Origin of the sequence: Janthinobacterium sp. GMG2, assembly GCF_033949445.1 — a bacterium.
In the GTDB taxonomy this organism is placed as follows: domain Bacteria; phylum Pseudomonadota; class Gammaproteobacteria; order Burkholderiales; family Burkholderiaceae_D; genus Janthinobacterium; species Janthinobacterium aestuarii.
This window is the reverse complement of the sequence record NZ_JAXAWA010000002.1, coordinates 1,041,350-1,053,362: the sequence shown is the minus strand read 5'-3', so window position 1 is coordinate 1,053,362 and position 12,013 is coordinate 1,041,350. Positions and strand designations below refer to the sequence as shown.

Sequence of the window (12,013 nt, the reverse complement as noted above, 5' to 3'; positions counted from 1 at the left end):
GGAAGGCCTTTCAGGGAGTGGTGGACAGGGGAGAAGGCTGGCGCGCGCCCGTCAGGCGGTCGTACACGGCCAGGTAGGCGCCGGCCATGGCGGGCAGGCTGTGCTCGGCCAGCACCTGGCGCCGGCCGCGCGCGCCGTGACGGGGACCCAGTTCGGGCATGCTGTAGTAGTCGAGCATGGCGTCGGCCAGCATCTCGGGCGAACCGGGCGGCACCAGGGTGCCGCTCCAGCCCGACTGCACCAGTTCCGCATTGCCGCCCACCTGCGTGGCGACGATGGGCAGACCCGTCGCCATCGCTTCGAGGATGGTGTTCGAGCTGCCTTCGGCCAGCGAGGGCAGCACGAACAAGTCCATGATGCGCAGCAGTTGCGCCACGTCGTCGCGCGCGCCGGGCAGCCAGGCAAGGTGCGCCACGCCGGCCTGCTGCAGCAGCTCCAGGCAAGCCTGGCGGCACGGCCCGTCGCCCACGATGATCAGGCGCAGGCGCGCGCGGGCGCCCGGCTGCGCCAGCAACAGCAAGAACGCGCGCACCAGCGAGGCATGGTCCTTGACGGCCGCCATGCGGCCCACGCTGCCGATGACGAAGGCGCCGTTGCACAGGAAGCCGGGCGGCCCCACGGCAGCCGGCGGCCCCAGGCGCGGGTGGAATTGCACGCTGTCGACGCCGTTGCCGATGTGCGACACCTGCGCGGGCGCCGCGCCGATGGCGTCCACCAGCCAGTGGCCCAGGTCGGCGCTGACGGCAATGAAGTGCTGCACCAGCGGCAGCATCAATTTGCGTAGCAACCGGTATTTGCGGCGGGTGCCGTGCAAGTCGCTCATGTCGCGCCCGTGTTCGCCATGCACGCGCAGGCGCACGCCGGCCAGGCAGGCCAGCAGCTGCGCCTCGAGACAGCCCAGGTTACGCGTGTGCACCACTGCCGGCCGCAGCTGTTTCAGCACGCGGTACAGGTGCAGGTAGTGGCGCCAGTCCTTGCCTTCGCGCTTGTCCAGGCTGATCACATCGACACCGGGCGTGGTCAGACGCAGACGAAACGCGGTGGCGTTCTTCATGCAGACGATGGCGTGCCGGTAGCGTTCCGGCGGCAAATGGTTGATCAGGTTGACGAGGCCATTTTCCAGTCCGCCCACGTCGAGCTGGTGGATCACGTGCACGATCAGGGGCGCGGCGCTGGCCGCTTCCGTGCCGCCGGTGTCGTAGTCAAGGGCCATGCGGCAGCTCCTGCAAGCGTTGTTCGATGACGGGCAGCGCCGCCTGCAGGAACGCTTGCAGGCGCGCACGCGGCGGCGGCGCCAGCTCGTCGTAGGCGGCAAAGACGATGATGTCGGCGCCATCCTGGCGCCTGCCCAGCAGCTTGGCTTGCGCCAGCAGCAGTTTTACCAGCACGGGCCTGGCCGTGACGATGCCGCCCTGGCGGTAGACGCGCCACACGAGCAGGCGTTCGCCGCCGTACGCCAGCACGCTTTCGCGCACGGCCAGCTTGCCGCTGGCCAGGTTGACGTGCCGCACGCGCTGCGCCAGCGGCATCCAGCGGGCGCCGTACGGCAAGGCCTGGTGCGTCAGCAGTTCGGCATCGCGCGCCTGGCGCGCATACCAGTGCAGTTGCAGCCCCACGGGCGTGCCGTCGCCGTCCTGGCGCGCATAGGTGGCGGCAAACCGCGCCGGCGTGCCCGCATATGGCGCTTGCCAGTCGGGTACCGCGTCGTGCAGGCGCCGCCAGGCAGGAGGATCGGGCAAGGCCAGCACCATGGCAGGCAGCGTGGCGCCATCATCGCGCTGGCTGGCCAGCGCCAGTGCCGGCCACACGGCCGCCAGCAGCAGGCAGGCCACGCCGGCGCGCACGGCGGCGCGCGGGCTGGCCGCGCCGGCGCTCAGGCGCACGGGCTGGGCTGACGGCACGGCGCGTGGCGGCGGCAATTCGCGCCAGCGCGCGGCCAGCCAGAACAGCAGCAGCGCCACCAGGCCGAAGAACAGCCAGCCATAGATCAGGTGGTCGACGCCCACGGCCAGGCGCATGTCGCTCAGGTGGCCCAGCATCACGATCAGGTAGGCGCGCACGCCGTTGGCGAGGATGGGAACCAGCAGGGCGGCGGCCATGACGGCCACGCGCCGCCGCGTGCTGTGGCAGTTCACATGGGCGAACAGGGCGCCCAGGGCCAGCGCGGCGATCAGGTAGCGCAAGCCGCTGCACGCTTCCACCACCGACCAGTTGCCGGTAGGCAGAGAAAAATTGCTGCCATCGCGAAACACGGGCACCCCCGACCATTGCAGCGCGGTCACCGTGAAGGCGGCCGTGAAGTCGATCAGGGGTTCGATGAAGACTTCGCCAAACGGTACGGCGAGGAACAGGTAGGCCAGTGGAAAGGCCAGCAGGCGCACGGCCGGCCAGCCGAGGATGGCCAGCACGCAGGCGGGCAGCATGGCCGTGGCCGCATATTGTTCCACCACGGGCACGTTGGCGGCGTCGGCCAGCAGCCACGTCAGGCCCAGCACGCCCAGCAGCAGCAAGCCCTGCCGCGACGGCCGGGGCGCCAGTGCGGCCAGGCGGGCGCGCTGGCGCCAGGCCAGCCAGCAACTGATGGGCACGATCAGGAAACCGTGCGCGAACGTTTGCGAGCGGGCCCACAGTTCCACCATCGACCAGAAAGTGGCGTGGTACAGCAGCACGACGGCGGCCAGCGACAGCAGCAGCGCCGCCAGCGCGGCCTGGCGCCGCGGATGACCGTGGGGCAGGACGGCCGCATCCGGCAAGCGGGCCAGCTGGTCGAGCTGCAAGCTCATGTGGACGGCTCCCGCACCGGCTGCAAAGGCGAGGCGGCGCTGGCGGCAGCCTCGGAATTGGCCTCGGCTGGCAGGCCCAGCATGGCGCCAAGGCCGCGCAGATTGCGCTCCCAGTCGTAATCCTGCAACACCAGCTGGCGTGCCGCCGCGCCGATGGCCGCGCCGCTCCCCTCGGCCGCGCCACTTTGCGCCTTGCGCAGCACGCGCGCCGCATGGTGAATGAATTCGGCGTCGTCGCGCGCCAGCAGCAGTTCCAGGCCCGGCTGGGCCGCGATGCCTTCGAGCGCCTGCGGCGTGGCCAGCACGATCTTGCCCATCGCCATCGCTTCGAGCACCTTGTTTTGCACGCCGCGGGCAATGCGCAGGGGCGCCACGGCCAGCGCCGCGCCGGCCAGGTAGGGCCGGATATCGGGCACCTTGCCCGTCACGACCACGCCGGCCACCCGCGCCAGCGCCGTGACGGCGGGCACGGGTGCGCTGCCGACGATATAGAACTGCAGCTGGGGAAACTGGCGCCGCAGGGCGGGCCAGACGTGGCGCACGAACCATTGCACGGCGTCGACGTTCGGCCAGTAATCCATGGCGCCCGTAAACACCAGCGCCTGCACGCCCGCCGGATACACGCCAGGCTGCGGCGGCATGGGCGTGAAATACGCCGTGTCGACGCCGTTGTTGAAGTAGCCCGTCTTGCGCCGCGCCATCGGGGCGCACTGGCGGAACAGGGCCGCTTCGGCCGGCGAGACGAAGCTGGCGGCCGTGAACTGCTGGGCGATATGGCGCTCGTACTGCAGCAGCAGCTGCGCTTCGCGCCGGTACAGCTGCGACATGGGCCAGGGCTTGCTGTCGCTGTACTGGCGCCATTTGTCGGAATCGACGTCGACGAAATCGATTACACGGTGCAGGGCGCGGCCCGCGCTGCCGTCGATGTATTGCGCCATGGGCCCGGAAAAGGCCAGCGCATGGCGCACCTTGCCGCCGGACAGCAAGCCGTCGACCCATTGCAGCAGGCGCGCATCACGGTAATAGTGCACGCTCATGGCCTGGCGCGACAGCAGCGCCTGCATGGCGCGCCAGCGGGCCGGGCCGCGCCGCAAGTCGATGAAGCGCGTGCTGGCGCACAGGGCGGCCACGGTTTTCGTGTGTTGCCAGTCGTCGTCATCGTCGATGAAGCAGCCCAGGTGCACGCGGAAATGCCGGCTCAGATATTGCAGCATGTGCCACGAGCGTATCTTGTCGCCCTTGTTGGGCGGATACGGCAGGCGGTGGGCGAGGAAGAGCAGTTCGCGCATGGTGGGTCCCCTTGCTTAGCCCAGTTGCCGCACGATGTGCGGCCCCAGCAGGTTGGCCAGCGGCAGCGGCAGGCGGCGCCAGGCGCGGATGAACAGCGCGTATTTCGGATTCAGAGGATTGACTTCCGGCAAGGCCTTGCCGCGCACGAGCTTGTAGGCATACGGCAGCGGCTGCGGCGCAAAGCCCCAGTTCTTCTTGAAGTCGTATGCCCCGGTCCCCAGCTTGCTGCGGCCGAAATCGAACAGGCGGTAGCCGCGTGCGCAGGCGCGGCGCATCGCTTCCCAGTACATGAAATCGTTGGCGCCCGTGCTGCGCGCCAGCACGCTGCCGCCGCCGTAATATGGCAGCACTTCATCGCGGAAATAGAACAGCAGCACGCTCGCTTGCGCCTGCTGGCCGTGGTAGACGGTGAGGATGTCGCAGGCGTCAGCAAACACCGTGCGCAGCAGGGCAAAATGGCGGCGCGCGAAGACGGGCGTGCCCAGCCGGTGCACGCTGGCCGCGTAGATCGGGTAGAAACGGCTGATGTCATAGTCGATCGCGCTGTGCAGGCCGGCCGCCATGGCCTTGCGCACGACGGCGCGCTGCTTGCGGGGAATCGCCAGCAGATTCTGTTCCGCGTCGGGAAGCAAGGGACGGCGGAAGGTCGCGTACAGGGGTTTCTGCAGCCAGGAGGCGTCCAAGGTTTCCTCCGGCACTTCGCGCCAGCGGTATTCCAGATGCCCCACGCCGAGGCGCCGGGCCAGTGCCAGCGCGGCGCTGTCGAGGGCCTGGCGCACGGAAGAACTGCCGCTGGCGACGCCGCCATACACGCAAAAGGGCAGCGACACGAGGGCGGAGCCGAACAAACGGCTGCGCAGGTGGGCCAGCGGCAGCACGCCGGCGATGCGCCCATCCTGTTCCGCGTACAGGAAATGGCTGTCGTGTTTGAAACCTTGCTCCATGATGGTTTGCCAGCCGGCCCGGTGAAAGAAGGTCGCTTCCGGGCACGTGTCGACAAAGGCGTCCCAGCGCGCATGCTCGTGCCCCTGCAGGGACCGCACGGCGATGGCGGCGCTCGATGGTGCCGGGTCGGGAGCAAGGCTGGCCTCGTGCATCATGTACTTTCCAGAAAAATACGGTCCATGCGGTCCCAGGCGAAGTCGCCCGTCAAACGCCCCAGCCGTGCTTCCATGCGCCCCAGGTTCAGGTAGTGGCGAAAACGCGTCCTGGCGCTGAGGCCCGGCGGACGCGGCTGGCCGGGATCGAGTTCCCAGGGATGAAAATAGAATATGCCAGCTTGCCCGTCGCGCGAATTGATGCGTCGCAAAAGCCAGCGCGACAGTGCATACGGCATCAATCTGAAATAGCCGCCGCCGCCGGCCGGCCAGTTGCGCCCGCGCAGGCGCACGGTGCTGACGGGCAATTCCAGCACGCCGTGCGGACCACGTGGCCGCCAGGCGAAGCGGGGAGCATCGGGCATGCCGTAGTGGTCGTGGCGGATCGGGTAGATACTGGAACTGTAGCGGTAGCCCGCTTCCTGCAGCACGTCGAAAGCCCACAGGTTGGCCGCGCCGATGGAAAAGCTGGGCGCCCGGTAGCCGCGCACGGCCAGCCCCGTCAATTGCTCGAGGATGGTCTTGCTGCGGCGCACGTCGTCGGCGAACTGCGCGGCCGACTGGTCGCTGGCGCGCAGGTGCGCATAGCCGTGGCTGGCCACTTCATGCCCGGCGTCGGCCACGCGGCGCAGCATGGCCGGATAGCGCTCGGCGATCCAGCCCAGGGTAAAGAAGGTGGCGTGGATGCCCCGGCTGTCGAGCAGCAGCAGGATGCGCTCGATATTCGCCTCGACCCGGCATTCCTGGCGGGGCCAGTCGGCGCGCGCGATGTGCGGCGCGAAGGCGGACACCTGGAAGTAGTCTTCCACGTCGATGGTCAGCGCGTTGCGCAATATCACCGGCGGCGTCACGGCGTGCCCCGGCGCGCCGCCAGCCAGGGCGCGATGACGGCGGCGATGCGCGTAGCCGCGTGGCCATCCCACAACGGCGGAATGCGGCCCTGCTTGCCGCCCGTGTCCAGGATGCCCCGCGCCAGCGCCAGGATGGCGGCCGGGTCCGTGCCTGCCAGGGTATTCGTGCCAGCGCTCACGGTGACGGGGCGCTCCGTATTGTCGCGCAGGGTCAGACAGGGCACGCCCAGGGCCGTGCTTTCTTCCTGCACGCCGCCCGAATCCGTCAGCACCAGGCGCGCGTCCTGCATCAGGCCCAGCATTTCCAAATAGCCCAGCGGCGGCAGGCGGACGATGGCATGGCGCGCCAGCAGCGGCTCCAGGCCCGCCAGGCGCAAGCCGGCCAGGGTGCGCGGGTGGATGGGAAACAGCAGCGGCAGTTGCTGCGACAATTGCCCCAGCGCCCCCAGCAGCGCTTCCAGTTGCGCCGGCGCATCCACGTTCGATGGCCGGTGCAGGGTCAACAGGCCATACGCGGGCGGGCAGGCGTGGCCGTGGGCGCGCAGGGTGGCGGCCGGCGGTACGGCACGCGGCAGTTGCTGCCGCAGGCTGTCGATCATGACGTTGCCCGTGAAATGGATGCGTTCGGGGGCGATGCCTTCGCGCAGCAGGTTGGCGCGCGCGCCTGTCTCGCTGGTCAGCAGCAGGCTGGATAACTGGTCCGTCAGCACGCGGTTGATTTCCTCGGGCATGCGCCGGTCGCCGCTGCGCAAGCCCGCCTCGACGTGGATCACGGGAATGCCCCGCTTGGCCGCCACCAGTGCGCAAGCCAAGGTGGAATTGACGTCGCCCACCACCAGCACGCCATCGGGCGCCAGCGGCGGGTGCGCGTCGAGCACGGCGTCGAAGCGGCGCATGATCTCGGCCGTCTGCTGCGCGTGGTTGCCTGAGCCCACGTCGAGGCAGATGTCGGGCGGGCGCAGATCCAGGTCCGCAAACAGCTGGCCATTCATGGCCGTGTCGTAATGCTGGCCCGTATGCAGCAAGGTCACGCGCACGGCGGGCGCCTGGCGGGCCAGAGCGGCCAGGATGGGCGCCATCTTCATCAGGTTGGGGCGCGCGGCCACCACGCACAGCAGGTGCGCCGGCACGGCGGACGCAAGAGAGGGGTCGGACATGCGGGCTCCTTAGAATTGCATGGTGAGCGTGGCGCTGACGCCGTTTTCGCGGTAGTCGCCGCCGCGGTTGCTGGCGTGCCGCGTGTGCCGCACGTCGATGCTGGCCGTCATGTTCGGCTGCAGGATGCGCGTGTAGCCGGCCGTCAAGGTGATGTTGTTGTCGCGCCGGGGCGCGCTCAGCGAGCGCACGCTGGCGTAGCCGGCATTGACATTCACACTGGTGCGCGAACTGGCTTGCCAGCTCCAGCCCACATTGCCGCCGATCTGGCGCGTGCGGTCTTCGCTGCCGAATTCCACGCCGGGCAGCAAGCCGCTGTCGATGCCGCTGGCCGTTTGCGCCGTGCGGTCGACGGCGGTGATGCCGGCGATCATCGTGCTTTTCGCCGTGGCGCGCGCCATCGTCAGCTTCAGCTGCTTTTGCAGGAAATAGCGGTGGCTGAAGTAATTGATGGCGCCCCGTTCCGGCCCCAGGCTGTTGGCGTAGCGCAGGAAGGCATCGATGCGCAGGCGTCGGTCGCGCGCATTGGGAAAGATGCCGCGCCACAATTGATCGAGCAACTGGCCCGCGTCGCGGTTGCCCAGACGCGAAAACTGCGTCGGCATGGTGGTGATGTTTTCGCTGTAGTTCAGTTGCCAGTTGGTATGGCGCTGCAGGAACGTGGCGTCCAGGCTGTAGGTGGTGCCAAAGAAGCGCTTGCCCGTGCTGAAGGCGACGCTGGTGCGCGGCGACGGTGTCCACACGCCGCCCAGCGACCAGAAGCGGCCCTCGGGCGCCTTGCCGCTGGCCGAGATATAGCCTTCCTTTTCCATGCCGCCGCTGGCCGTGGCCGACCATTTGCTGCTGAACGGATAACGCAGACCCACGCTGCTGCGCTGCATGCGCACGGGCGCCAGCTTGCTGTCCTGCGTGCGGCGCACGTCGTGGCTGGCGTTCCACGTCCAGCCGGTGCCGCGCGGCTCGCCGCTGAGCAGCAATTCCATTTCATCGCTGTGTACGGACAGCAAGTCGCCGCCGCTGTCGACCGTGTTGCGCGTATAGCGCAGCTCGGCCGTGGCCAGACCGCGGAAACGGTGGCGCAGATACGGGCTGATGCCCGTGGTGCGCACGGTGCTGGCATTGTCCGTGTCGGGCAGGTCGTCGATCAATTGGGGGCCGAACGGCGAGATGTTGCGCCGGCTCACGCTGGCGTTGGCATCGATGAAGAACCAGTCCTTGACCAGCTCGGCGTCGGCCGAGGCCTGCAGTTCGTGGTTGTCGGTATCGGCCCGCTGTCCGGACAGGTATTTGTGCCAGCTGTAATCGAGGTGGACGCGCAGGCGGGGGCCGGTGCCGATGAGGGCGATGGCGGGCGCGATTTCCGTGATGAAGTCCGATTGCGCCTTGCCGGGCGGCGCGCGCAAGGCATTGTCCGTATAGCTTTCGCGCAGGCGCAGCGACGGTTTTGCCAGCCAGTCGATGGCACTGGCCGGCACGGGCAGCAGCAGCGACAGCAAGGGCAGCAGCGGTAGCGAGCCCCGGCGGCTAGTCGTAATGGCCATAGCCGTAGTAGTCGTTGCCGGGGAACGATTTGGTCTTGTTGTAGATCAAATGAATGTGTTCGCACGACTCGATCTGGCGCAGCGCTTCCTTGACGGCGTGCTGGGTCGTTGTTTCCGCCTCGACCACCATCACCACTTGCCCCATCTGCCCCACCAGCGCGTGCGCTTCGCTGGTGATCAGCAGGGGCGGCGAATCGAAGACGACGATGCGGTCGCCATAGCGGCTGGCGATTTCTGCCAGCAAGCGGCTCATGGCGCGGCTGGCCAGCAATTCCGTCGCGTGCTTGTTGCTGCGCCCGGCGGGCAGGATGCTCAGATTGGCCACGTTGGTTTTCAGGATCACGTCGGCCATGGCCAGTTGCGGGTCGAGCAGCACGTCCATCAACCCCGGCTCCGGCGGCAGGCCCAGCACTTTCAGCACGGACGGGCGCGCCACGTCGGCATCGACCAGCAGTACCGTGATATCGAGTTCCATGGCGATGCTCATGGCCAGGTTGACGGCGCAGTAGGTCTTGCCTTCGCCCGGCATGGCGCTGGTGACGACGATCAGGTTGCCGTGGCGGATGGCGTCGCTGCCGCTGGCGCGCGCCTGGCGCAGCAGCGGGCGCTTGATGATGCGGAAATCCTCGGCCACGGCGCTGCGCCCGCCATCGTGCGTGAGCATGCCTTGCTCGGCCAGCCGGGCCAGGTTCAGGGGCCGGTAACGGGGCGACCGGCTTGCGTCCGCGCCATCCGTACCGTTCACCGTATAAGGCACGCTGGCCTCGGCCACGCCGAGGATCGTGGGTTCGTGCTTGCCGCTGTCCTTGCTGCTCATCGTCGCTCCCTTGGATCTAGAATTTCAGCAGCGCGGCCGTCATGACCCCGCCGTACAGGACGAACAGGCTGCCCAGGCAGGCGCCAAAGCCATAGCGGGCGCGGCGGCGGCGTACCTGCTGCAGCGGCGTCCAGTTCATCGATACCGTGCCCAGCACGTTCAAGCCTGTGGCATCGCGCAGTTCGGAGGGGCTGAGGAAGGTGGGGCGCACCTGGCTGATGAGCAAGGCCGTGGCGACGCCGGCCACCAGGGCCGCGCCCAGCGCCGCGCTGAACAGCAACGGGCGGTTCGGGCCGACGGGCGCATATTGCACCGTGGGCGGGTCGATGATCTTGAAGGCCATCATGTCGGTGGTGGAACTGAGTTCGCCCGACAGCTTGGCCGCTTCGCGCCGGCCGATCAGCTTTTCATAGTTTTCCTTGTTGATGATGTAGTCGCGGTTGAGCTGCGCCAGCTGCGATTCCACCTCGGGCACGGCATTGCTTTGCGCCAGCAGGCGCTCGTTGCGCGCGCTGTATTCCTGCACGCGGGCGCGGATGGCGGCCACCTTGGCGTCCGCATCCGTCAGCGCCACCTTCAGCTGCTGCAGCATGGGGCTGTAGTTCTTTCCCGGGTCGCCGGACGCCGCTTTCAGCTTGTTTTCCTCGATCTTGCGTTCTTCCAGCTGGGCCACGAGGCGCTTCGAGGCGATGATGTCGGGATGCAGTTCGGTAAATTGCATGCGCAGGCTGTCGAGGTTCTTGTTGATCGAGGCGATGCGCTCGTCGAGCTCGGGATTCGTGATGGCCGACGCGCTGGGCTCCAGGTCGAGCAAGGGCTCGTCGCCCTCGATCTGGCTCTGGATGGCCTTGCGTGCCTGTTCCGCCTCGACCAGTTCCAGTTTGGCATTGTTCAGGCTATCGGACGACATCAGCAGCTGGCTGCCATAGTCGATGCCCTGGCGCGGCAGCAGCAGGTTGTTGCGGATCTTGAATTCCTTCACCAGGTTTTCCGCCGCGCTCAGCTTGTCCTCGTAATTCTTGATCTGCTCGTCGATGAACTGCACCGCCTTTTGCGAATCGCCTTTCTTTCCCTGGAAACTGCCTTCGACAAAGATGGTCAGCAGGCTTTGCACGACGTCGCGCACGAGCTTGGGGTCGCGTCCGCTGTAGCTGATGGTGTAGATGTCATACGCGTTGGTGCCCGTGATCTTGATGCGGCTCATCAAGTTGTCCAGCTGGGCTTCGTGCTCGCGCACGGTCTTCGAGTCCAGGTCGAGGTCGACCATGCGCATGACGCGCTCCACGTTCGGGCGGCTGAGCAGGGTGCGGCTCATGATGGCCACCTGCTGTTCCGTGTTCGGCACGCTGGTCATGCCGGCCATCAACGGCTTGAGGATAGTTTGCGTATCGACAAACACGCGCGCCGACGTCTGGTAATCGTCGGGCAGGGTGATCACCTTGATGAAGCCGCCGATGGCCACCAGCCACGCCACCAGCACCGCATGCCAGCGGTACTTCCAGATGCCTTTCAAGCCGGAAAGCAGTTGCTGTATCAATTCTTCCATGTCGCTTCCTTCAGGTAACGGTGCTGCCCGGTAGATGGGTTGGCGGCGCGGACAACGACGGCGTCTTGCAAGAAATACTTGCTTGTTGAGTAAGCAAAGTATAGGGCGGCTGTGGAGCAAGATTTCCGAAGATGATTGCTTCTTGATACGCCTCAAGGTTCACTTGCCGGGTTTTAATAATCATAGGAAGTTCGCGGCCCAGGCTGGTTCTGCGGGGCCGGCCATGGACGCGCATCGACTCGAAGAGGCTCCGCATGAATCCATTTCGCCGTGCATTTGTCTGCAACACGCTGGTCCTGGCGGGCGCCGCCAGCCTGCTGGGCGCCTGCCGCACGCGCCATCCGCTGGCGCCTTCCGACGACAGCGCCCCCATGCACGATTACCTGATCGGCCCGGGCGACTCCGTCAACATCATCGTCTGGCGCAATCCGGAAGTGTCGCTGACGGTGGCCGTGCGGCCGGACGGCAAGATCACCACGCCGCTGGTCGAGGATTTGCCCGCCAGCGGCAAGACATCGACCCAGCTGGCGCGCGACATCGAGCAAGCCTTGAGCAAGTTCATCCAGCAGCCCGTGGTGACGGTCATCGTCACCAACTTCTCGGGACCATATGGCGAGCAGATCCGCGTCATCGGCGAGGCGGCCAAGCCGCAGGCGCTGCCGTACCGGCTGGGCATGTCGCTGATGGACGTGCTCATCGCCGTGGGCGGCATCACCGATTTCGCGGCCGGCAACAAGGCCAGCATCATCCGCGTGCGCGAAGGCAACCAGCAGCAGTTGAGGGTGCGGCTCGACGATTTGCTGAAGGAAGGCGATATTTCGGCCAATGTCATGATGCGGCCGGGCGACGTGTTATTGATACCGGAAAGCTTTTTTTAACAGCAAGCTTATCAATATCAAAACAGCAATTATATTTGCCATTTTGTACTTATAG

The 12,013-nt window shown here is 67.0% G+C and carries 10 protein-coding genes; 1 reads left to right on the top strand and 9 read right to left on the bottom strand.

What is annotated here, in order from left to right:
• Nucleotides 1-10: 10 nt before the first annotated feature.
• From SKZ59_RS10845 to SKZ59_RS10805, 9 genes are read right to left on the bottom strand one after another with little or no spacing between them, the layout of a single operon-like run.
• Entirely contained in the window at nucleotides 11-1,213 is a 1,203-nt protein-coding gene (locus tag SKZ59_RS10845; RefSeq protein ID WP_319991718.1) for a TIGR03088 family PEP-CTERM/XrtA system glycosyltransferase, read from the bottom strand.
• Complete coding sequence (gene xrtA, locus SKZ59_RS10840) at nucleotides 1,203-2,783, bottom strand: exosortase A (RefSeq protein WP_319991717.1); 1,581 nt, start codon at nucleotides 2,781-2,783, stop codon at nucleotides 1,203-1,205. Before xrtA ends, SKZ59_RS10845 begins: the two co-directional genes overlap by 11 nt.
• Nucleotides 2,780-4,072, bottom strand: a complete 1,293-nt coding sequence (locus tag SKZ59_RS10835) for a TIGR03087 family PEP-CTERM/XrtA system glycosyltransferase (protein WP_319991716.1) — start codon at nucleotides 4,070-4,072, stop codon at nucleotides 2,780-2,782. Before SKZ59_RS10835 ends, xrtA begins: the two co-directional genes overlap by 4 nt.
• A 15-nt stretch (nucleotides 4,073-4,087) precedes the next feature.
• Nucleotides 4,088-5,170, bottom strand: coding sequence for a FemAB family XrtA/PEP-CTERM system-associated protein (locus tag SKZ59_RS10830; protein ID WP_319991897.1), 1,083 nt, complete (start codon nucleotides 5,168-5,170; stop codon nucleotides 4,088-4,090).
• Nucleotides 5,170-6,021 carry an XrtA system polysaccharide deacetylase gene (locus SKZ59_RS10825; protein WP_319991715.1) on the bottom strand — a complete coding sequence of 284 codons (852 nt, stop codon included), beginning with the start codon at nucleotides 6,019-6,021 and terminating at the stop codon, nucleotides 5,170-5,172. Before SKZ59_RS10825 ends, SKZ59_RS10830 begins: the two co-directional genes overlap by 1 nt.
• Nucleotides 6,018-7,178: a non-hydrolyzing UDP-N-acetylglucosamine 2-epimerase gene (gene wecB, locus SKZ59_RS10820; protein WP_319991714.1), complete on the bottom strand. Its 1,161-nt coding sequence runs from the start codon at nucleotides 7,176-7,178 to the stop codon at nucleotides 6,018-6,020. The genes SKZ59_RS10825 and wecB overlap by 4 nt, the downstream gene beginning before the upstream one ends.
• A 9-nt stretch (nucleotides 7,179-7,187) precedes the next feature.
• Nucleotides 7,188-8,717 (bottom strand): TIGR03016 family PEP-CTERM system-associated outer membrane protein, encoded by a 1,530-nt coding sequence (locus SKZ59_RS10815; RefSeq protein ID WP_319991713.1) that lies wholly within the window; start codon nucleotides 8,715-8,717, stop codon nucleotides 7,188-7,190.
• A complete protein-coding gene (locus tag SKZ59_RS10810; RefSeq protein WP_319991712.1) occupies nucleotides 8,701-9,534 on the bottom strand; it encodes an XrtA-associated tyrosine autokinase in 834 nt (277 codons plus the stop codon). Before SKZ59_RS10810 ends, SKZ59_RS10815 begins: the two co-directional genes overlap by 17 nt.
• A 16-nt stretch (nucleotides 9,535-9,550) precedes the next feature.
• Entirely contained in the window at nucleotides 9,551-11,080 is a 1,530-nt protein-coding gene (locus SKZ59_RS10805; protein WP_319991711.1) for an XrtA system polysaccharide chain length determinant, read from the bottom strand.
• A 254-nt stretch (nucleotides 11,081-11,334) separates the two neighbouring features.
• Here SKZ59_RS10805 and SKZ59_RS10800 point away from each other — a divergent pair, with 254 nt between their 5' ends.
• Nucleotides 11,335-11,958 (top strand): XrtA/PEP-CTERM system exopolysaccharide export protein, encoded by a 624-nt coding sequence (locus SKZ59_RS10800; protein ID WP_034748384.1) that lies wholly within the window; start codon nucleotides 11,335-11,337, stop codon nucleotides 11,956-11,958.
• The last annotated feature ends 55 nt before the right edge of the window (nucleotides 11,959-12,013 follow it).